This is a genomic window from Variovorax sp. P2_H12, from assembly GCF_056403395.1.
Map to the genome: position 1 here is coordinate 1 of NZ_JBFUFO010000049.1, position 20,918 is coordinate 20,918.

General features: G+C 66.3%; 21 protein-coding genes and 2 pseudogenes. 19 read left to right on the top strand and 4 right to left on the bottom strand.

The genetic code is table 11. The features are described from left to right. Positions 1 to 219 (top strand): annotated as a pseudogene (locus AC1DYK_RS29850) (3-keto-5-aminohexanoate cleavage protein); the annotation flags it as partial. A 6-nt stretch (positions 220 to 225) separates the two neighbouring features. Here AC1DYK_RS29850 and AC1DYK_RS29855 read toward each other — a convergent pair. Beyond that, positions 226 to 1,269, bottom strand: a complete 1,044-nt coding sequence (locus tag AC1DYK_RS29855; protein WP_478169603.1) for an AraC family transcriptional regulator — start codon at positions 1,267 to 1,269, stop codon at positions 226 to 228. A 387-nt stretch (positions 1,270 to 1,656) separates the two neighbouring features. Next, complete coding sequence (locus tag AC1DYK_RS29860) at positions 1,657 to 1,827, bottom strand: hypothetical protein (RefSeq protein ID WP_478169604.1); 171 nt, start codon at positions 1,825 to 1,827, stop codon at positions 1,657 to 1,659. A 339-nt stretch (positions 1,828 to 2,166) separates the two neighbouring features. Here AC1DYK_RS29860 and AC1DYK_RS29865 point away from each other — a divergent pair, with 339 nt between their 5' ends. Genes AC1DYK_RS29865 through AC1DYK_RS29875 form a run of 3 tightly spaced genes read left to right on the top strand, consistent with a single transcriptional unit; the run spans position 2,167 to position 4,669 of the window. Further along, entirely contained in the window at positions 2,167 to 2,787 is a 621-nt protein-coding gene (locus tag AC1DYK_RS29865) for a hypothetical protein (RefSeq protein ID WP_478169605.1), read from the top strand. A gap of 24 nt (positions 2,788 to 2,811) precedes the next feature. After that, positions 2,812 to 3,861, top strand: a complete 1,050-nt coding sequence (locus AC1DYK_RS29870; protein WP_478169606.1) for a M14 family zinc carboxypeptidase — start codon at positions 2,812 to 2,814, stop codon at positions 3,859 to 3,861. A 10-nt stretch (positions 3,862 to 3,871) separates the two neighbouring features. Continuing rightward, positions 3,872 to 4,669, top strand: a complete 798-nt coding sequence (locus tag AC1DYK_RS29875; protein WP_478169607.1) for an alpha/beta fold hydrolase — start codon at positions 3,872 to 3,874, stop codon at positions 4,667 to 4,669. 150 nt (positions 4,670 to 4,819) lie between these two features. Here the strand turns inward: AC1DYK_RS29875 and trhA are convergent. After that, positions 4,820 to 5,353: pseudogene (gene trhA / locus AC1DYK_RS29880) on the bottom strand (PAQR family membrane homeostasis protein TrhA); the annotation flags it as partial. Between trhA and AC1DYK_RS29885 the strand changes: the two are divergent. Next, positions 5,352 to 5,807, top strand: coding sequence for a DUF3293 domain-containing protein (locus AC1DYK_RS29885; protein ID WP_478169608.1), 456 nt, complete (start codon positions 5,352 to 5,354; stop codon positions 5,805 to 5,807). The pseudogene trhA and the gene AC1DYK_RS29885 sit on opposite strands and share 2 nt — an antisense overlap. 147 nt (positions 5,808 to 5,954) lie before the next feature. Here AC1DYK_RS29885 and AC1DYK_RS29890 read toward each other — a convergent pair whose 3' ends face one another. Further along, positions 5,955 to 6,254 carry a hypothetical protein gene (locus tag AC1DYK_RS29890; protein WP_478169609.1) on the bottom strand — a complete coding sequence of 100 codons (300 nt, stop codon included), beginning with the start codon at positions 6,252 to 6,254 and terminating at the stop codon, positions 5,955 to 5,957. A 67-nt stretch (positions 6,255 to 6,321) separates the two neighbouring features. On the opposite strand from AC1DYK_RS29890, the gene AC1DYK_RS29895 reads away from it, so the two are divergent. The 14 genes from AC1DYK_RS29895 (at position 6,322) to sorT (ending at position 20,918) form a co-directional block, all read left to right on the top strand. Then, a complete protein-coding gene (locus AC1DYK_RS29895; protein ID WP_478169610.1) occupies positions 6,322 to 6,510 on the top strand; it encodes a hypothetical protein in 189 nt (62 codons plus the stop codon). A gap of 497 nt (positions 6,511 to 7,007) precedes the next feature. After that, the gene (locus AC1DYK_RS29900; RefSeq protein WP_478089897.1) at positions 7,008 to 7,565 is read left to right on the top strand and encodes a TetR/AcrR family transcriptional regulator; all 558 of its coding nucleotides are present in this window, start codon (positions 7,008 to 7,010) and stop codon (positions 7,563 to 7,565) included. Then, positions 7,546 to 7,968: a cobalamin B12-binding domain-containing protein gene (locus AC1DYK_RS29905; RefSeq protein WP_478089898.1), complete on the top strand. Its 423-nt coding sequence runs from the start codon at positions 7,546 to 7,548 to the stop codon at positions 7,966 to 7,968. The genes AC1DYK_RS29900 and AC1DYK_RS29905 overlap by 20 nt, the downstream gene beginning before the upstream one ends. Further along, positions 7,965 to 9,647 carry an acyl-CoA mutase large subunit family protein gene (locus tag AC1DYK_RS29910; RefSeq protein WP_478169611.1) on the top strand — a complete coding sequence of 561 codons (1,683 nt, stop codon included), beginning with the start codon at positions 7,965 to 7,967 and terminating at the stop codon, positions 9,645 to 9,647. Before AC1DYK_RS29905 ends, AC1DYK_RS29910 begins: the two co-directional genes overlap by 4 nt. A gap of 2 nt (positions 9,648 to 9,649) precedes the next feature. Beyond that, positions 9,650 to 10,846, top strand: a complete 1,197-nt coding sequence (meaB, locus tag AC1DYK_RS29915; RefSeq protein WP_478169612.1) for a methylmalonyl Co-A mutase-associated GTPase MeaB — start codon at positions 9,650 to 9,652, stop codon at positions 10,844 to 10,846. After that, a complete protein-coding gene (locus tag AC1DYK_RS29920; RefSeq protein ID WP_478169613.1) occupies positions 10,843 to 11,166 on the top strand; it encodes a hypothetical protein in 324 nt (107 codons plus the stop codon). The genes meaB and AC1DYK_RS29920 overlap by 4 nt, the downstream gene beginning before the upstream one ends. 45 nt (positions 11,167 to 11,211) lie before the next feature. Next, on the top strand, positions 11,212 to 13,158 hold the full coding sequence (locus AC1DYK_RS29925) for an AMP-dependent synthetase/ligase (protein ID WP_478169614.1): 1,947 nt from the start codon (positions 11,212 to 11,214) through the stop codon (positions 13,156 to 13,158). An 11-nt stretch (positions 13,159 to 13,169) separates the two neighbouring features. Beyond that, on the top strand, positions 13,170 to 13,967 hold the full coding sequence (locus AC1DYK_RS29930; protein WP_478169615.1) for an ABC transporter ATP-binding protein: 798 nt from the start codon (positions 13,170 to 13,172) through the stop codon (positions 13,965 to 13,967). Between the two features lie 18 nt (positions 13,968 to 13,985). Further along, a complete protein-coding gene (locus AC1DYK_RS29935) occupies positions 13,986 to 14,915 on the top strand; it encodes a branched-chain amino acid ABC transporter permease (protein ID WP_478169616.1) in 930 nt (309 codons plus the stop codon). A gap of 69 nt (positions 14,916 to 14,984) precedes the next feature. Then, a complete protein-coding gene (locus AC1DYK_RS29940) occupies positions 14,985 to 16,061 on the top strand; it encodes a branched-chain amino acid ABC transporter permease (RefSeq protein ID WP_478169617.1) in 1,077 nt (358 codons plus the stop codon). Between the two features lie 57 nt (positions 16,062 to 16,118). Then, positions 16,119 to 17,444 carry an ABC transporter substrate-binding protein gene (locus tag AC1DYK_RS29945; protein ID WP_478169618.1) on the top strand — a complete coding sequence of 442 codons (1,326 nt, stop codon included), beginning with the start codon at positions 16,119 to 16,121 and terminating at the stop codon, positions 17,442 to 17,444. 67 nt (positions 17,445 to 17,511) lie between these two features. Continuing rightward, entirely contained in the window at positions 17,512 to 18,315 is an 804-nt protein-coding gene (locus tag AC1DYK_RS29950) for an ABC transporter ATP-binding protein (RefSeq protein ID WP_478169619.1), read from the top strand. 139 nt (positions 18,316 to 18,454) lie between these two features. After that, complete coding sequence (locus tag AC1DYK_RS29955; protein WP_478169620.1) at positions 18,455 to 19,627, top strand: rhodanese-like domain-containing protein; 1,173 nt, start codon at positions 18,455 to 18,457, stop codon at positions 19,625 to 19,627. A gap of 76 nt (positions 19,628 to 19,703) precedes the next feature. Next, the gene (gene sorT / locus AC1DYK_RS29960; RefSeq protein WP_478169621.1) at positions 19,704 to 20,918 is read left to right on the top strand and encodes a SorT family sulfite dehydrogenase catalytic subunit; all 1,215 of its coding nucleotides are present in this window, start codon (positions 19,704 to 19,706) and stop codon (positions 20,916 to 20,918) included.

The following is a 20,918-nucleotide window of genomic DNA, read 5'->3' on the forward strand; positions in this document are numbered from 1 at the left end:
ACGGGCAAGATGAGTTCCGTCGAGCAGATCAAGCAGTTGGTGCGTATCTCCGGCGAATTCGGCCGCCCCATCGCGACAGCGAAACAGGCACGAGAGATCATGAAGATCGGGGTCTTCTACGAAACGACGGAAGAGACGCTTCAGGCCAACGGCTTCGCGCCCAATCGCAACGGTGGCAACCAGGGATTCCTGCGCAAGCCGGCCAGCGACCTCGGCTGAAGCCCATCACTTGCCTGCTCCGGATTCTCCCGGAGCCGCCATCACAGCCGCTTGTTTGCTCCATTGCGAGGCGCTGCAGCCGAACAGATTGTGGAACCAGTGACTGAAACTGCTGGGACTGGAGAAGCCTAGCAGTTCAGCCACCTCGCTGAGCGGCAGGTCGCTCTCGCGCAAGTGTCGCTTCACCAGATCCGAGCGCACCTGTTCGAGCAAGCCGCTGAAAGTGACCCCCTCCGCATCGAGTCGGCGGTGCAGCGTGCGGCGATCGACGCGCAGGTGCCGTGCAATCTCCTGCGCGGTGCAGGTGCCACCAGGCAGCAATGCCAGGATGAGTTGGCGGCAGGCTTCCCGCACACTTTCGCTGCGATCCCTGAGGTCCGCTTCCAGGTATTTGCGCGCGAAGCCCGCCGCCACCGGGTCTCCGGGCTCGCGTGGTCTGGACAAGTCGGTCGCCAGGCAGACCAGGCCGTTGAATTCCTGGTTGAACTTGACGCTGCGTCCGAAGAATGCCCGGTGAGCGGACACGTCCACAGGCGGGCGATGCGTGAAGCAGACTTCAAGCGGCCGCCAATGCGATCCGATCAAATCGCCCAGCATGCGAAACATGGTGCCCACGGAGAGTTCCACCGACTGTCGCATCTGCAGCCCGGGGCTTGGCAGCAAGTCTTCCCGGATGATGACCAGGCTGCCGGTGTCTTCGACACGGACGATCAGCGAGGCGTTCACCAGCTTGAGGTAGCGGCACAGCGTGTCGAGGGCATCCCTCGGCGTGCGCTCCTCCCTCAGCACCAGGCTGATGGGCCCGAGGGCGGAGAGCTTGCGCTGGGCCGCAAGACGCAGCGCCAGATCTTCCGTCTTGGTGGCACGCGCGGTGATCTCCAGCAACTCGCGCGCGGCATCTCTCGGAATCAGCGTCTCGGGGTCTTCCAGGAACTTGGCCTGCAGCCCCACGGTTCGCATGAACGCATTGGGGTCCCGGCCGAGAGACTGCACCAACTCGACGTAGCCGATCAAGCTGGCGCTGCGCACGAGTCGAGCGATATGTCTCATGGGGTGGGCGCGATTATCGTCCGGCCTCGCCCCCGAAGCGTGTCCCCGGGCGAGGTGGGCTTTCCCTGTTGACGTCGCCACGACCAGGATCACCGTGACCCCCATGACCTCGAACGATCTGGTGTCACGGGTCGCTACCGCCTCGATGGCGCTGGACTGCGCGATCGCTGCAATCTGGGCGTCGCCGATCGAGACGCTGTGTCCTGCTCCCCGAGCCTTTCCTGGTCAACGACGTGCTATGGCGCGACGGCGCAATTCATGCGCCCTTCATCCTCCCTATATCCGCCTTGATCACGGAGCACTCAGCGGAGCGCGCACGATATGACGAAGCGCTAGAGGCCTTCTCGCGGCCGTTGATGGAACGCAACCCGACCCGCGGCTGGAGTTTCAGCCCCGTTGAACATCCAGCGTCGGCGGCTTGGCTACTTTGAGAGCAGGGAGCTTCAAGACGCTGCCCAGGTTCGCCGCGATGGCTGGGTGAAACGTTGCAAGGATCTTCGTGCCCTCGGCGATCCGGCTTCGCCATCCCTTGCCGCGACCCATGATGTCGTCCGCCACCTCCTGAAGTGCGTACGGCGATCGCGAAGCGCTGCCAGCCGAACACCTCCTTGACCAACACCCAAGCGCCGTTAGGCCCGATGGCGCGCAACTGGGCCAGTTTCGCCACCAGCGGTTGCCCTCGATGAGCCTTCACAGACCGGCGGAGTCACTTCCGGCATGTCCGCTCGCTCCATCGCCGCCGCACCGGATTCGTCCGTGCGCACAGGCGTCGATGCGGCGCCAGGCCTTGAACCGATCGAAGCTCCCGTCCGAAGACCAGGCGCAGACGCAATTCAAAAATACGTGACTCCATGCAAGACATACGGTATAAATCGTTTACACCATTACTTGACATTGATGACCGCTTTGAATACCGCCCCGAATCAGACGGCACCCGACCACGCAGAGGCCCCTTCTGCCCGCGCCGAGATGGCCCTGCAGTCCCCGGAGGGTTTGCCCCCATCCGCCGCTCCTACGGTGAACGCGCCCAAGGCGCCGAGTCGCGCGCCACGCAAGGCGGCAACGCCGACGCCCAACGCCAAGGCCACATCGCCTTCGAAGACAGTGAGGAGGGCGCAAACGAAACAGGCGGGTCCCACAGTCAGCCAGGCTGCGACCTCCAAGAAGGTAGCCAAGCACCCACCCGAGCCGCTACCGAAAGCCCGGCCCACGGCGAAGTCGGACGGCGCTGCCAAGAAGCTCTCGTCCAACACCGCCGAGAAGTCCACCAGCAGCAAGAAGGCGCCCAAGCCCAAGGAAAAGCTGGTTCGCGACAGTTTCACCATGCCCCAGGAAGACTACGCACTGATCGCCGGACTGAAGAACCGCGCCCTGATGTTCAAGCGACCGACGAAGAAAAGCGAACTTTTGCGCGCCGGCCTGCATGCGCTCCAGGCATTGCCGGCGGCAACCCTTCGCGAGGCCCTCGATTCGCTGACCCCCTTGAAGGTGGGCCGCCCCAAGCGGGGAGCCCTCTAAAGGACCCGAAATGGATTTTCATCGGTGATCGCCTTGGAGGGCCTCGCGTCCGTGACGCCCACGGACCTCCCTGAACTCGAGGAACTGCGAACGCTCACCGAACTCGGCGCCCCGTGGATGGAGCGGCGCCTGCTCTGCGAGGTCGATGCGGGCGAGCGCCGCTTCCCGGTACACGCCTACCTGCTGGGCAGCAGCCGAAAGGACGCGCCGGCGGTCGGCATCTTCGGCGGCGTCCACGGCCTGGAGCGCATCGGCGCCGAGGTCGCGATCGCCTACCTGCGCAGCATTGTGATGCGACTGCCCTGGGACGTGTCGCTGCAGCGCATGCTCGAGACGACGCGGCTGGTGTTCGTGCCGTTGGTCAACCCGGGCGGGCTGTGGCTGGGCACGCGCGCCAATCCCCGGGGCGTCGACCTGATGCGCAATGCGCCCGTCGACTCCAGCGAACGGGTGCCCTACCTCGTCGGCGGGCACCGGATCAGCGCCGCCCTGCCCTGGTACCGGGGGGCCAAGGAGGCCCGCATGGAATGCGAGAGCGCGGCCCTGTGCCGCATTGTCGAAGCCGAACTGCTCGACCGGCCGCTCAGCATCTCGGTCGACTGCCATTCCGGCTTCGGCCTGAGCGACCGGGTCTGGTTCCCCTTCGCCCACACCGGGCGCCCGATCGCGCACCTGCCGGAGATCCACGCCTTCGCCGAGATCCTCGACCACAGCCTCCCGCACCACCGCTACGTGGTCGAGCCGCAGAGCAAGCAATACCTCACTCATGGCGACCTCTGGGACCATCTCTACCTGGGCGCCGCGGAACGAACCGGCAGCGTGTTTCTGCCCATGACGCTCGAGATGGGATCGTGGCGCTGGGTGCTCAAGAACCCGCGCCAGTTCCTCTCGCGCAGCGGCATCTTCAACCCGGTGGTCGAGCACAGGCGCCAGCGGGTGTTGCGGCGCCATGTCGGCTGGCTCGATTTCATCACGCGCGCGGTGTGCAGCCACGAGGGCTGGATGCCGGCACCGGCGCAGCGTGCGCGGCACCGTGCCGGCGGCCTGGCCCGGTGGTACGGCGCGCGGGCCTGAGCGGTAGCCGATGGAACGCTGGGTCCTGTTGCGCGGCCTCACGCGCGAAAGCGCGCACTGGGGTGTCTTTCCCGAGTTGCTGCAAGCGCAGTTGCCGCCCGGCGCGCAAGTGCTCGCCGTCGAGATTCCCGGCAACGGCCGCCTGCGGCAGCTGGCCAGCCCCACGCGCATCGAGGCCGCCACCGAGAGCTGCCGCCAGCAGCTTCAGGCCCTCGGCGTCGCGCCACCCTATCGCCTGCTCGCGATGTCTCTCGGTGCCATGATCGCGGTCGACTGGGCCGACCGGTTTCCGGGCGAACTCGAAGGCTGCGTGCTGGTGAACACCAGCCTGCGCGTCTTCAGTCCCTGGTACCAGCGCCTGCGGCCGGCCAACTACGGCGCGCTGCTGGGCCTGCTGCTGAGCGCCGATGCCCGCCGCCGCGAGCAGGCCATCCTGCGCCTGACCAGCCGGCAACCGGGCTGCGCCATCGAAGTCATTGATGAATGGACTGCCATTCGCCAAGCGCGGCCGGTCTCCGGCACCAATGCCCTGCGCCAGTTGCTGGCAGCGGCGCGCTACCGCGCGCCAACCCGGGCGCCCGCCGTTCCGCTGCTGGTCCTCGTGAGCCAGCGCGATAGGCTGGTCGACGCGCATTGCTCGCGATGCCTTGCCCAGCATTGGAATGCCACGCTCGTCGAGCACCCAACCGCGGGTCACGACCTTCCGCTGGATGACGGGCCTTGGGTCGTGCAGCAGGTCTGCGCCTGGGAGGCAGTCACGAATGCCGTCAAGCTCGACTCCCCCGCATTCCCATCGCGGGAACGCTGACCCGCCTCCTGCTCCCCTCACAGGACAACCGACCTGATCGCGCAGTAGTGACTGGCCGAGCCACCGATGACGAACAAGTGCCAGGCGCCCTGCGCGCACGGCCAGCCATCCCATGCCCAGGTACCTGGACAGCGAAGGCGACGAGCCCTCCCTGACGCGGGTTTCGAGCCCGACCCCGACCAGAGCGACGGTCCAGACCGCACCCACCATGGCCACGCCCTGCCAGCCTCCAAGCGAAACCAGGCCGAACGGCGTATAGGTGCCGGCAATCATCAGGTAGATGGCGCAATGATCGGCTCGCCGCCAAGTCTCTTTCGCAGGGCCCTGGGACGCATGGTAGAGCGTCGACGCCGCATACAACAGCACCAGGGTCAGGACGAAGATCGCAGCAGCGGCGCAGCGCACCGCATCCCCGGTGCCCGCAGCCTTGATCCAGAGAAAGGCGCCGCCGACGAGCGAGAGTATCAAGCCCAGGAGATGGCTGTAGCCATTGAATCGCTCCCCGTCAATGACGCGAAGGCTTTGGGCGGAACGTGCGTTGTAGTCCATCACTGCAAGATCAGATCGTGGTGCGATGACCTTGTCATGACGCAAGCGGCATCTGACCGGGACGCAAGTTGTGCCTCGACTGCGCAAACCCGTCCGTCCGATGGTGCTATCGAAGAAGGCGGGAAAATGCCACATGTCCCTGCTGTCCGTCAGTCACGCGAATCCCAGCGTTGAGGAGGTTGTCGCCTCCTACCGTGCCGCGCATTACTGCATCGAGCCGGCAGGTGCATCTGCCGTGATACTGCGCATCGGTGAGCGGTCAGCCGGGTTGGCTGCGCTATACAGCGAATTGGGCGTGGACAGCTGCGCATTCCTCACCGCTTCGAACCCGTTGGGAGTTGTCTTGCGCGATGCGGACAACGCGGTCGCCATGACTGCGCTGTGCGTTGATGTCCACGCGTTGGGCTTCGCGCTGTTGCCCGGCGTTACCAGAGATGGGGACCCTGCCAGCAGCTGGCCTGGCGAAGAGAGCATTGCAGTCCTCGGCATCGGTCGAGACGCGGCGCGTGATCTGGGGGATCGCTACCAACAGAACGCCATCGTGTGGGCAGGCTCCGATGCTGTGCCCGAACTGATCCTCCTTCGATAGCCCGGAGCCCACAGCAACGGCCATCGTGCTTCAGATCAGTCAGAGCTGGATCTGCTCGTCAGAGGGTGAGCGATCGCCGGACGGCGCGCGTCTGTCCAGCGAACGCGACGTCAACCGCTGTGTCGGCGCTGCTCGAATCTTCGGGGCTCACCATCGTGCCAATGCGCCACCCAGTGCGCCGGCAACTCCTCCCAGCGCAACGCCGACCACCACACCGACCGGGCCGGCCATCGCGACGCCGATGGCGGCACCCGCGGCCGCACCGGCAATCACGCCGCCACCCACAAGCACCGAATTCGCCTCGCGCTGTGCTTCTTCGGGCTTCAGAGGAAACTGCGCCGCGGGCCTCGGATCCTGCGACGGAATGCCGTACCCGGGACGGGCCTGCTCGACGAGGTCTTCGTCGGCAGGTGCGGGGTTCCACGGCGAGGTGGAAGATGGGTTCATGTGCCTCTCCTAAGCAGGTCAAAGGCCCCCGAAGTTCGCTTTGGGGGCTTGTCTATCGGCGATCTCCGTGGACGATGAGCAGGTGACTCGTGCGGCGCGTGTCTTCGACCGGATCGTCGTCTTCGTCCCCATCGCCGGGGCCAATGACGCGACCCGGATCGACCTCCAGGCGAGCGTGAAACGCGCTGAGATGAAGCCGCAGGGCGGGCTCGAAGTCGGGCTGGGGCATGGCGAGCGGCATGACGGCTACTCCTGATTGCTTGTGCGAGCAAGATATGTCGGTTGGCCTGCACCCGGTGTAGGAGCCCGCGCGCGGCGCAGCGACCCGATGGCTGTTTCGATGCGTCAATGGGTCCTACGAAATCACGTTCTTGTCCGTGGTGTCTTACAGCACTTCACGGGGATATCGTCGTTGTCCACACGACGATCGACGATCTCGGCATTCCTGCCCCAGTGCAGGAGGTCCGATTCCGGGCCGGGATCGGCCTCATTGGATCGCCCGCGGAGCGGCGGTTTTCTGTCGCCAGCACCGACGCCTCAGAGCCATCGCCCCGGTGACCAGGGTGAACGCCACCTTCATGGACATCGTCGCCGGCCCGTGTCGCAACGGAGTCCGACGCTGTCCCATGGTGGATTCCCTAGTTCGAAAGTGTTGACTAGAGGATGGGCGCGACAAACAATATACCAAACGAACGATTGTTTTTTATGTCAGCCCAACGAAAGACCAGCCGCGCCCCACGCTCGGACAACCGATTGCCGGAGCTCCTGGATTCGGCGGCGCGACAGTTCGCCAGCCGCGGCTATGCCGCCACGTCGATGCGGGACATCGCCGTGGCGGCCAGCATGCTTCCCGGCTCGGTGTACTACCACTTCTCCTCCAAGGAAGAACTGCTGGTCGCTGTCTACAGCGCGGGGGTCAAGGAGCTGGAAATTGCGGCCGCCGAAGCCGTGCAGAAGGAGTCCGACCCGTGGTTGCGACTCGAGGCGCTCTGCCGGGCGCACCTGGAAACGGTGCTTCGAGACAGCGACTACGCCCACGTGCTCATTCGCGTCCTGCCGGACGACATTCCGGGCGCGGCCGAGCGGCTGAGAGAACTTCGCGAGAGCTATGAAGACTCGTTCCGCGACGCAGTCGCGCAGCTTCCGCTCACACCCAGAGCAGACCGGCGGGCCCTGCGGCTGATGCTGATCGGCGCGCTGAACTGGGCCGCGCTCTGGTTCAACCCCCAGGGACGCGACTCCCCACGCGTACTGGCAAGGAAATTCGTGGGGCTCATTAAGGAGACGCAAGATGACAGCACGCCCACCTAGGGTGATCGTCACCAAGATCGGGTTCGACGGTCATGACAGGGGCAGCCGCGTGATCGCAGCATGCTTGCGCGATGCGGGCATGGAGGTGATCTACACCCCGCCGTGGCAGGAGATCGCCACCGTCGTGAAACTCGCGGTCGAGGAAGACGCCGACGTGCTCGGCGTCTCGTCCCTCGCCACGGACCACCTGATCGTCCCCAAGCTGATGACTGCGCTGAGGGAGGCCGGCATGTCCGATGTCCAGGTGATCGTCGGCGGCATCGTCCCCGCCAAGGACGAGGCCATGCTGCTGGAAGCCGGCGTCGCCCGTGTCTTCCACCCGGGAACGGCGCTCGACGATGTGGTGACCGATGTCATCGCGCTCACCGCCAAACGTCGCCAGATGCAAGGAGAGTCCGCATGAACGCCACCGTCACGAACATCAAGGAGTCGCCGTCTTCCGAAAGCCATCGGCGCTGGAAAAACGAGTTCGCCCAGGGCGTCCAGGGTGACGCGACGACCTTCAACCGCTCCGGCATCGGCATCAAGCCGCTGTACACGCCGGCGGACTGGTCAGGCCAGGCCTACGAGCCATCGCTCGGCTATCCGGGCCAGTACCCCTTCACCCGGGGCATCTATCCGACGATGTACCGGGGCCGAAGCTGGTCCCAGCGGCAACTCATCGGTCTGGGCGTGCCCGAGGACTACAACCGGCGCGTGAAGGAGATCCTGGACCTTGGCGCCTCCGCCCTCTCCCTGATTCCCTGCAACTCGGTGTTCCGGGGCTACGACGCCGACGAAGTGCCTGCCGAACTTCTGGGCACGTGCGGCACGGTCATCAACCACGTCCAGGACATGGAGACCGCGCTCGACGGCGTCCCGGTCGACCGGCTGTCGACGGCGATGAACGACCCCTCCCCCTTCACCCTGCTGGCCTTCGAACTTGCCGTGGCCAAGCGTCGCGGGGTGCCGTGGACCCGCATCACGGGAACCTCGAACCAGAGCGACTGCATCTCCCACTTCGTCGCCAACCACATGTTCTTTCGCCTCGCGCTGCAAGGCGCGCGCCGGGTCGTGGTGGACCACATCGAGTTCTGCAACAAGCAGGTGCCGGGCTGGAACCCCCTCTCGATCGTCGGGCAGCACATGCAGCAGGCGGGCGCGACCCCCGCGGAAGCCATGGCTTTCACCCTGTGCTCGGGCATCCAGTACGCCGAGGACTGCATCGCCGCCGGGATGGATCCGGATCAGTTCCTCCCTCGCTTCACTTTCTTCTTCGACATCTCGATCAGCCTGTTCGAGGAAGTCGCGAAGTTCAGGGCCGGCCGGCGCGTCTGGGCCCGTCTGTGCAAGGAACGCTTCGGCGCCAAGGACCCGCGCTCCTGGCGCTTCAAGTTCCACGGCCAGACCTCCGGCGTGGACCTGACGCGCCAGCAGCCCCTCAACAACATCGCCCGGGTCACGACGCAGGCGATGGCCGGCATCTTTGGCGGCCTGCAGTCGCTCCACACGGACAGCTACGACGAGGTCTTCTCCACGCCGATCGCGGAAGCCGCACGGATCGCGGTCGCCACGCAGAACATCCTGCGCGAAGAGGCCTACCTGACCGATGTGATCGACCCCCTGGGCGGGTCCTACTACGTCGAATCGCTCACCGACGACATGGAACGCAAGATCGACGGGATCATCGCCATGGTCGACGAAGCCGGCGGGATGTACCAGGCGGTCGAGAAGGGCATCATCCAGCAGATGATCGGCGACTCGGCGCTGGCCTTCCAGAAGAAGATCGATGCGGGCGAGCAGACCATCGTCGGCGTCAACGCCTACCAGATCGAGGAAGACCCGGCGTCGTATCCCACCCTGGAGTATCCGGACCCGACCCGGATGGCCGGCTACCTGTCGCAGCTGGCGGAGTTCAAGAAGACCCGCGCCAACAGCGAGGTCCGCAAGGCCCTGAGTGCGCTGGCGCGGTCGACGGAGTCGCGCAAGACCAACGTGTTCGAGCATGTGGTGGCGGCGGCGGAAGCCGGGGCCACGCACGGCGAGATCTGCGGCACGCTGCGCGAGCAGTTGGGCTTCGGCCAGCCGCTCACCCTGGTCTGAGCATGGCGAGCAGCGCATTCATCCAGACGGCGTTGGCGGGCGATCGAAGGTCGATCGGACGGGCGATCAGCGCCCTTGAAAATGGCAGCGAGACGGCCTACGCGGTCCGCCAGGCCGTTGCAGGACGCCAGGGCCGGGCCCATGTGATCGGCGTCACGGGCCCGCCGGGCGGCGGCAAGTCGACCCTGGTCTCGGCGCTGATCCGGGGGCTGCGCGAACGCGGCAGGACGGTGGCGGTCGCCGCCGTCGACCCCTCCAGCCCGTTCACTGGCGGCGCGGTTCTGGGTGACCGCATCCGCATGGGCGATCGCCAGTCCGACGCCGGGGTCTTCATCCGCTCGCTGGCGTCGCGCGGCCACCTGGGCGGGCTCGCCGTGGCGGCAGGCGACGTCATCGACCTGTTCGATGCGGCCGGCTTCGACGTCGTCATCGTGGAGACCGTGGGCGCCGGGCAGTCCGAGGTGGAGATCACCCGCTACGCGGACACCCGGGTCGTGGTGTGCCCCCCGGGACTCGGCGACGACGTGCAGGCCATCAAGGCTGGCGTGCTGGAAATCGCCGACGTCTTCGTGGTCACCAAGGCCGATCTGCCGGATGCCCGCAAGACCGAGTCCGACCTGCTGGCGATGCTCGCGCTGCGCCGTGGCCAGGCGTCGCCGCCGCCCGTGCGGAAGGTCTCGGCACCGTCCGGCGAAGGCATCGAGGACCTGGTCGAATGGCTGGATGGCCGCACGCAACGAGGTCTCCGGCACGAAGCGGGTGGCGTCAAGAAGGCCTACAGCCAGACCTCGACCTGCATCGCCGCCGACAACCTCGCGCAGTTGCTGGGCATCGAGCTGGTGGCCGCGTCCGTCGGCAGCACCACCGTGCGCATGAAGGTGGAACGCAGGCACATCAACTTCAACGGCAAGTGCCACGGGGGAGCGCTGTTCGCGCTCGGAGACATGGCGCTCGGGCTGGCGTGCAACTCCCACGGCCGCCTGGCCACGCTGGTCGACGGCCAGATGAGCATTTCCACGGCCGTGGATGAAGGCGACTGGCTGGTTGCCCATGCCAGCGAGGTGAGCCGTTCGCGAAAGATCGGCAGCTACCAGGTGCATGTCACCCGGGCGAAGGACAACGCGCACATCGCGCTGATGCACGGAACGGTCTACGTGCTGGACCGGCCCGTCGCGGCCGTTGGCGGAGACAGCCGGTGACGGCCGCCCCTCTCGCTGCGCCGCTTCGCGGGCGCGACCGGAAACGGATCAGGTCGCTCAAGCGGCTGGCCCGCGCGGGGAGCTCGCCGGTCGCGCAGCCGGCGCTTCAGGCGCAGAGCCAGCTGATCGTGCTGGAGTTGCTGGAACGAAGCATCCGGTTCGGCCATCGGCGTCTGGCGCTTCAGCGGCTGCGGCACGCGGCGGATCTCGGCGCCCCCCTGCGCGACGACCACTGGCGCTATTGCCAACAGGTGGCGCAGGCATCGAACGACAAGGACCTCGTTGCCCTCTTCGCCATGGCGCGGCGCCTCGCGAGCTAGGCCTTTCCTCCTTCGTCGCCCCGAAATCGATTGCGTGGAGTCCATGTGCAAACCACTTTTCCCCGTTTGATGTTGCATCAAGCCGCAGCCCGCCCGGACGCGCCGGCGATGCGAGAGAAGGCGTACGGCATCTGGCACACCACCTCCTGGTCGGCCATGGCGACGCTGGTCGAGGCCATCGCCTGCGGCTTGCTCCAGGCCGGCCTGCAGCGCGGCGAGCACCTGGTGGTCATCGGCACCAACCGGCCGCGCCTGTACGCCACGATGCTCGCCGCCCAGTCGCTCGGGGCCATACCGGTGCCGCTGTACCAGGACGCGGTGGCGGCCGAATGCGTCTTCCCCGTCAGCAATGCCGAGGTGCGCTTCTGCGTGGTGGAAGACCAGGAGCAGGTCGACAAGCTGCTTGAGATCCGCGAACAGTGCCCGCGGATCTCCCACATCTGGTTCGACGACCCGCGCGGCCTGCGCAATTACGACCAGCCGGGACTCGCTGCGCTCGATGCGCTCATCGCGGCGGGAGCGGTGCACGCCGGAACCCACCCGGCGCTGTTCCGCCAGCAGATCGAACAGGCAAGCGCCGACGACGTGGCCGCCATGTTCTTCACCAGCGGCACCACCGGCAACCCCAAAGGGGTGGTTCACACGCACCGCGCCCTGATCGACCGCGCGCGCGCGGGCGCCAGCTTCGACAAGCTGAACGACAAAGACGAAGTGCTGGCCTACCTGCCGCCGGCCTGGATCGGCCAGAACATCTTCTCGTACGCGCAGTGGCTGGTGGTCGGCTACGTCGTCAATTGTCCCGAGAGCGGCAGCACGGTGATGATCGACCTCAAGGAAGTCGGTCCCACCTATTACTTCGCGCCCCCACGGGTGTTCGAGGGCCTGCTCACCAGCGTGATGATCCGGATGGAAGACGCCGGCCTCCTCAAGCGCCGGCTCTTCCACGCCTGCATGGCGCTGGCCCGCCGCGTCGGCCCCGCGCGCCTGGACGGCAAGCCGGTCGGCCTGCGTGACCGCCTGGCGTACCGGTTGAGCGACTGGCTGGTGTACGGCCCGCTGCGCAACAACCTGGGGATGAGCCGCGTGCGCGTGGCCTACACCGCGGGCGAGGCCATCGGCCCGGACCTGTTCAGCTTCTACCGCTCGATCGGCATCAATCTCAAGCAGCTCTACGGCTCCACCGAGACCGCCGTGTTCGTCTGCCTGCAGCCCGACCACGAGGCGCGCGCCGACACCGTGGGCGTGCCTTGCGAGGGCGTGGAAATCAGGCTCAGCGACACCGGCGAGATCCTGGTGAAATCGCCCGGCCTGCTCAAGGAGTACTACAAGAATCCCGAGGCCACCGCCGAGGTTCTCAGCGCCGACGGCTGGTACCGCACCAGCGACGCGGGCTTCATCGACGCCAGCGGCCATCTGAAGATCATCGACCGCGTCAAGGACGTCGGCCGCCTCCTGGGCGGCGCCTTCGACGGTGCCATGTTCGCGCCCAAGTACGTCGAGAACAAGCTCAAGTTCTTCTCGCACATCAAGGAGGCGGTGGCCTTCGGCGACGGACGCGAGAAGGTCTGCGTGATGGTCAACATCGACTTCGAGGCCGTGGGCAACTGGGCCGAACGGCGCAACCTGCCCTACGCCGGCTACACCGACCTGGCGGGCAAGCCCGAGGCGCACGAACTCATTCGCGCGTGCGTGGAGAAAGTCAATGCGGACCTGTCGCGCGACGCGCTGCTCGCCGGCAGCCAGATCAGCCGCTTCCTCGTGCTGCACAAGGAACTCGACGCCGACGACGGCGAGCTGACCCGCACCAACAAGGTCAGACGCGGGTTCATCGGGGAGAAGTACAGGCTTCTGGTCGATGCGCTGTACGACGGCAAGACCGAGCAGTTCATCGAAACGCAGGTGAAGTTCGAGGACGGCCGCTCCGGCAGCGTGAGCGCCCAGGTCCGGATCCTGGACGTCAAGACGTTCACGCCCATCGGCGCCGCCGCCTGAAGAACAAAGCCGTGAACCAGAAAACCATCGGCGACGTCATCCTTGACGTTCGCAACATCAGCCTGCGGTTCGGCGGCGTCAAGGCCCTGACCGACATCAGCTTCGACGTCCACGAGCACGAGGTGCGCGCCATCATCGGCCCCAACGGCGCCGGCAAGAGCTCGATGCTCAATTGCATCAACGGCGTCTACGCGCCGCAGGAGGGCTCCATTGCCTTCCGCAACCGGACGTTCAAGCACATGAACTCGCGCCAGGTGGCCGAGATGGGCATTGCGCGCACCTTCCAGAACCTGGCGCTTTTCAAGGGCATGAGCGTGATCGACAACATCATGACCGGGCGCAACCTGCGCATCCGCAGCGGCCTGCTCAGCCAGGCGTTCCGGAACCCCTTCGGCATCGGCACGGCCCAGCGCGAGGAAGAGAAACACCGCGCCTTCGTCGAGCGCATCATCGATTTCCTCGAGATCCAGGCGCACCGCAAGACGCCCGTGGGGCAGCTGCCCTACGGCCTGCAAAAGCGCGTCGACCTCGGCCGCGCGCTGGCGATGGAGCCGCAGGTGCTGCTGCTCGACGAGCCGATGGCCGGCATGAACATGGAGGAGAAGCAGGACATGAGCCGCTTCATCCTCGACGTCAACGACGAGTTCGGCACCACCATCGTGCTGATCGAGCACGACATGGGCGTGGTGATGGACATCTCGGACCGCGTGGTGGTGCTGGACTACGGCAGGAAGATCGGCGACGGCACGCCCGACGAGGTGCGCAGCAACGGCGACGTCATCAGCGCCTATCTGGGCACTGGCCACTGAGACCCGGCGGAGACACACATGGCATTTTTTCTGGAAGCCCTTTCCGGCGGCCTGATGGCGGGCATGCTGTATTCGCTGGTCGCACTGGGCTTCGTGCTGATCTTCAAGGCCTCGGGCGTCTTCAACTTCGCGCAGGGCGCGATGGTGCTCTTCGCCGCGCTGGCGATGGCCCGCTTCGCCGAGTGGATTCCGAAGTGGCTGGACATCGACAGCCGGCTGCAGGCCAACCTGCTGGCCTTCCTGCTCGCGGGACTGTGCATGTTCGCGGTGGCCTGGGCGGTCGAGCGGCTGGTGCTGCGCCACCTCGTGAACCAGGAGGCCGCGACCCTGCTCATGGCCACGCTGGGCATCTCCTACTTCCTCGAGGGCCTGGGCCAGAGCCTCTTCGGCAGCAACATCTACCAGATCAACATCGGGATGCCCAAGGATCCGATCTTCCTCCTGGAGTCGAGCTTCGAGGGCGGCATCCTCGTCAACAAGGAAGATCTTTACGCCGCGGTGATCGCCGCCGTGCTGGTGGCCGGCCTGTCGCTGTTCTTCCAGAAGACCGGCACCGGCCGTGCGCTGCGCGCCGTGGCCGACGATCACCAGGCCGCGCAGTCCATCGGCATCGCGCTCAATCGCATCTGGGTCATCGTCTGGTGCGTGGCCGGCGTGGTGGCGCTGGTGGCCGGGATGATCTGGGGCTCCAAGCTCGGGGTGCAGTTCTCGCTGTCGACCGTGGCCCTGCGCGCCCTGCCCGTCATCATCCTCGGCGGCCTGACCTCGGTGCCCGGCGCCATCCTCGGCGGCCTGATCGTGGGCGTGGGCGAAAAGCTCTCCGAGGTCTATCTCGGCCCCCTCATCGGCGGCGGCATCGAGATCTGGTTCGCCTATGTGCTGGCCCTCGTGTTCCTGCTGTTCCGTCCCCAAGGCCTGTTCGGCGAAAAGATGATCGACCGCGTCTGAAGCGCGTTCGACGACGCACGCCGCGCGTGCATCCCGACTCACTGCCCAGAAGACTGTTCGAGACCAACGATGTTCTACAGAGAAAACGGCCAGCTCAAGACCTCCTACCGGGCCGACCAGCAGATCCTTCCCATCGCGCAGGACCGCTGGGCCATGGGGGTCCTGCTCGCGATGGCATGCCTGGTCGTTCCGGCCATTGCGAGCGACTACGCCCTGATCGCCATCGCGGTCCCCTTCCTCATCATGTCGCTCGCCGCGCTCGGCGTGAACATCCTCGTCGGCTACTGCGGGCAGATCTCGCTGGGCTCGGGTGCCTTCATGGCCATGGGTGCGTACGGTGCGTACAACTTCCTGGTCCGGATCCCCGACATGCCGCTCATTCCCGCGCTGCTGCTCGGCGGCCTGTGCGCGACCGTCTACGGCGTGCTGTTCGGCCTGCCCAGCCTGCGCGTCAAGGGCCTGTACCTGGCCGTGGCCACGCTGGCCGCGCAGTTCTTCAGCGACTGGATGTTCCTTCGGATCAAGTGGCTGACCAACCACTCGTCGTCCGGCTCGGTCTCAGTCTCCGGGCTCCAGATCGCGGGCTGGTCCATCGGCTCGCCGGTCGAGAAGTACCTGCTGTGCCTGGGGTTCGTCCTGGTCTTCTCCCTGCTCGCCAAGAACCTGGTGCGAAGCGCGATCGGCCGGGAGTGGATGGCCATCCGCGACATGGACGTGGCCGCGGCGGTGATCGGCATCCGCCCCATGTACGCCAAGCTCACGGCCTTCGCGGTCAGCTCTTTCATCATCGGCATCGCCGGTGGCCTGTGGGCCTTCGTGCACCTCGGCGCCTGGGAGCCGGCGGCCTTCTCCGTGGAGCTCTCCTTCCGCCTTCTCTTCATGGTCATCATCGGCGGCCTGGGCTCCATCATGGGCAGCTTCTTCGGCGCTGCCTTCATCGTCCTCCTCCCCATCTTCCTGAGCCAGGCGCTGCCGGCCCTGGGTGCCCTCTTCGGGGCCCACGTGTCCGCGGCAGCCATCTCCCACGCCGAGTCCATGGTGTTCGGCGGGCTCATTGTCTGGTTCCTGATCGTCGAGCCCCACGGGCTGAGCAAGCTCTGGATGCTGGGCAAGCAAAAGCTGAGGGTATGGCCGTTCCCTCACTGACAGGCGGGTGAAGAGAGATCGATTTCGGCCGAACAAGTGCAAACAACAGGAGACACGATGAAAAAGACAATGGCGATCGCCGCCACCGTGCTGGCCGCGGTGATTTCGGCAGCTTCGGCGCCGGCAGTGGCACAGGACAAGCAGCAGTTCTTCCCGCTGCTGACCTTCCGGACCGGCCCCTACGCCCCCAGCGGAACGCCGTGGGCCAACGGCTTCGTCGACTACTTCAAGCTGGTCAACCTGAAGGGCGGCATCAACGGGGTCCGAGTCGCCTGGGAGGAGTGCGAGACCGGCTATGCGACCGACCGCGGCGTGGAATGCTATGAGCGCCTGAAAGCAAAGAACGGCGGCGCCACGGTGTTCCAGACCATGTCGACCGGCATCACTTTCGCGCTCACCGAACGCGGCGCGGCCGACCGGATCCCGATCCTGACCCCCGCCTACGGCCTGAGCGAAAGTGCCGACGGCGAGGTGTTCAAGTGGAGCTTCCCCATCGGCGGCACGCACTGGGCTTCTGCCGACACGCAGATCCAGTATGTCGCGCAGAAAGCCGGGGGCCTCGACAAGCTCAAGGGCAAGAAGGTCACCCTGCTCTATCACGACAGCCCCTTCGGCAAGGAGGCGGTCCCGGTCGTCACCGCCCGGGCGCAGATGCACGGCTTCGAACTGACTTCCATTCCGGTGCCATCGCCCGGGGTCGACCAGAAAGCCGCCTGGCTTCAGATTCGCCAGAGCCGGCCGGACTATGTGCTGCTCTGGGGCTGGGGTGTGATGAATTCGACGGCGCTCAAGGAGGCCCAGTCGACCGGCTACCCGCGCAACCGATTGGTGGGGGTCTGGCCATCGGGCTCGGACTCGGACGTGAAGGGCGTCGCGGGCGCGGAAGGCTACAGCGCCGTCCTGATCCTGCCCGGGCCGGGCTTCGACTCCAGGATTGCGAAGGAAGTCCTGGAGAAGCTGCACGGCAAGGGAAATGGGTCGGGGCCGAAGGAAGAAGTGGGCGAGGCGCTCTACATGCGCGGCCTGATGAACGCGATGGTCGCGGTCGAGGGCGTTCGCCGGGCCCAGGAGAAGTTCGGCAAGGGCCAGGTGATGACGCCCGCGCAGGCACGCTGGGGCTACGAGAACCTGAAACTCGACGAGAAGCAGCTTGCGGAGCTGGGCATCGCCGACGTGATGCGCCCCATCGCCACGACCTGCAAGGACCACATGGGGCCGTCCGCGGCGCGTGCCTACACCTGGAACGGGACCAGGTGGGATGTCAGCTCGGAGTGGCTCCATGCGGACCCGAGCGTGCTGGGGCCGCTGCTCAAGACGGCTGCGGACAAGTACGTCAGCGACAAGAAACTGGCCCCTCGAACCCCCGACGACTGCAATTCATAGGCAGCTTCGCGAAGCCGGCGCAGGCAGGCCGGCCACGGCCCCTGCCTGCTCTTTGGGACCCCATTCAATGAAAAGCATCGTTCTGAATGTCAACGGCATCGAGGTCATCTACAACCACGTCATCCTGGTGCTCAAGGGCGTCTCCCTGACAGTGGCCGAAGGCCAGATCGCAGCCCTCCTGGGCGGCAACGGCGCGGGCAAGACCACCACGCTGCGCGCCATTTCCAACCTGCTTCAAGGCGAGCGCGGCGAGGTCACGAAGGGCAGCATCGCGCTGCGCGGCGATCGGATCGAGAACCTGTCCCCGGCCGAACTGGTGCGCCGCGGCGTGGTGCAGGTGATGGAAGGCCGTCACTGCTTTGCCCACCTCACCATCGAAGAAAACCTGATGACCGGCTCGTACACGCGAACCGACAAGACAGAGATCGCGCGGAACCTGGAGAAAGTCTACAGCTACTTCCCGCGCCTGAAGACGCGGCGCGATTCGCAGGCCGCCTACACCTCCGGCGGCGAGCAGCAGATGTGCGCCATCGGCCGCGCGCTGATGGCCAACCCCAGCGTCGTGCTGCTCGACGAACCGTCGATGGGACTCGCACCCCAGATCGTCGAGGAGGTCTTCGAGATCGTGAAAGACCTGAACCAGAAAGAGCAGGTCACCTTCCTCGTCGCCGAGCAGAATACCCACATGGCGCTCAAGTACGCCGACTACGGCTACATCATGGAAAGCGGCCGGATCGTCATGGACGGCAGCGCCACGATCCTGCGCAACAACGAGGACGTCAAGGAGTTCTACCTGGGCATGGGTGGCGGCGAGCGCAAGAGCTTTCGCGACATGAAGTCCTACAAGCGGCGCAAGCGGTGGCTCGCCTGACCCTGCCGTCGCACTTTTCCTGTACCCACCAACATCAACAGAGAACTTTAGATGTACTTGCCCCTATGTATCTAAAGGTTTCATACTTTGAGATAAGCATCATAGAGGCCAGACGACGATGAGCAAGAGTTTTGCAGGTATGACATTCACCCGCGCGCGGTGGGCCGCCGGCTTCGCGCTGGCCGCCTGCATGCTGGCCTCCACGGCCGTCCATGCGCAGGTCAAGGTGCTGGTGAACCCGGGCGACCAGGCCGAGCAATCGCGCGGTGCCACCATGACCCTGTGGCGCAACGCGATCGAGCAGGCACTGCGCAAGGAGCGCGTTGCCGACATCGCCATCACGGGTTCGGCCGACATGACCAGCGACCTGAGCGCCACCCGCGCGCGCCTGCCGGATGTCGTCGTCGGACCGGCCCACCTGATCGGCTCCGCGGTGCGCTATGGCTACACGCCGGTGACTGCGGTGGATGTGCGCTCGCAGGCCGTGCTGGTGGTGCCCGCCAACAGCACGATCGGCAACTTCCAGCAAGCCGCCGGCAAGCGCCTCGGCCTGCCGCTGCAGGACAGCCTGGTGACCTACCTGCTGCGTGGCGAGGCGATCGCCGCCAACACGACGATGAAGCGGCACTTCCGCGACCTGTACGAAACGCGCTACCAGGACGCCCTGCTGGTGTGCCTGCAGATCGGCCGCTGCGACGTCGTCGCTGTCGAGAAGGCGACCTTCGACAAGTGGGTCGCTGCCGGTGCGCCGGTGAAGATGGTGATGGAGTCTCGCGATGTCCCGGGCCTGAGCGTTGCCATCAAGGAAGGCTCCAAGGTCTCGGCCGACATGCTGCGCGCCGACCTGGGCGATGCCGCACCCGGCACCAGGACCACGCGGGTGTCGGCGCAGGACTTCACGTACGTCTCCACCCTGGGCTACTTCACGCCGCGCGAGCTCAAGGGCGCCAAGGTGGTCGACGCCAAGACCGTGGCCACCCTGCTGTCCAGCCGCAGCGCGAAGTACATCGACACCCGCAACGCCGCGGAATTCAAGGAGGCGCATGTGCCTGGCTCGGTGCTGATCCCCTACGTCGAGAAGTCGGCGAAGGACCCGGACTTCGCCGCCAACCTCGACGAGTTCAACGTGGCGGAACTGGGCCCCGACCGCAACGCCGAACTGGTCTTCGGCTGCAACGGGCCCGAATGCTGGAAGAGCCACAAGGCGAGCATCGCGGCGCTGAAGGCCGGCTACACCCACGTGAACTGGTTCCGCGGCGGCCTGCCCGAATGGCGGGCCGCGGGCCTGGCCGTGGACTCGGCGGCGAAGTAATCGCCGCGCGGCGAGCGCGTAGTATCGGTTCCGACTTTCTTCCACCTCACACCCCTGATTCGAAAGAGCGTTTCTCATGACCAATCTGCCGTTTGCGCCCAATCCGATGCGTCGCGCGCTTCTCACCGGGACCGGCGCGGCCGTCACGATGGCCGCCGTCGGACCGTGGCGAACGGCCTTCGCCCAAGCTGCGGCCGCGCGGCCCCTGCCGGCCTTCGCGGCCTTCAAGGATGCGGGCGCGATGATCGTCCACAGCGCCAACACGATCGAGATGCGGCGCGGGCCGGCCGGCAACGGCGCGCTGACCACGGTCAACCAGCTCTACGTGCGCAACAACCTGGCGCCGCCGAGCGCCGAGATCGTCGCCAAGCCCGACGACTGGACAGTCCAGATCGAGGGCGTGCGGCGCCCGAAATCGCTCAGCGTGCGCGAGCTCAAGACCATGGGCACCGAGAGCGTGACCATGGTCCTGCAATGCAGCGGCAATGGCCGCGGCATGTTCCCCTCCAAGCCCAGCGGAACCCCGTGGCAGACCGGCGCGGCCGGCTGCATCATGTGGACCGGCGTCCCGGTGCGCAATGTCGTGGCGGCGCTCGGCGGCATCAACCCGGGAATGAAGTTCCTGACCGGCACCGGCGGCGAGGTTCTGCCGGCCGGCATCAGCCCGAAGTCGAGGGTCGAGCGCAGCGTGCCGGCCGCCGTCTTCGAGGACGCCCTGCTGGCCTGGGAGATCAACGGCCAGCCGATCCCGCTGGCGCATGGCGGCCCGCTGCGCCTCATCGTGCCGGGCTTCACCGGCGTCAACAGCATCAAGTACGTCAAGCGGGTGGCTTTCACCGCGGCGGAAAGCGACGCGTCGATCCAGCAGACCGACTACCGCATGACGCCGACCGGCGAGGCCTCGCAGCGGCCGACCGACCCCTCGGTGTGGCAGATGCCGCCGAAGTCATGGATCAACACGCCGCTGGCCGGCGCCACGGACCTGCGCGCGGGCGAGGAAGTCGTCGTGCGGGGCGTCGCCTTCGCCGGCGTCAACGCGGTCAAGCAAGTGGACGTCTCGATCGACGGCGGCCAGAGCTGGCGGCGCGCGGCGCTCGTCGGGCCCGACCTGGGCCGCTTCGCCTGGCGCCAGTTCGAGCTGCCCGTGCGCCTTGCGGCCGGCAAGTACGTGCTGGCCAGCCGCGTCACCGACGTGCGCGGCAATGTGCAGACCGAGAACCGGGTCGAGAACAAGGGCGGCTACCTGAATTCGAGCTGGCGCGACCACGCCGTCTCCATCTCGGTGGCCTGA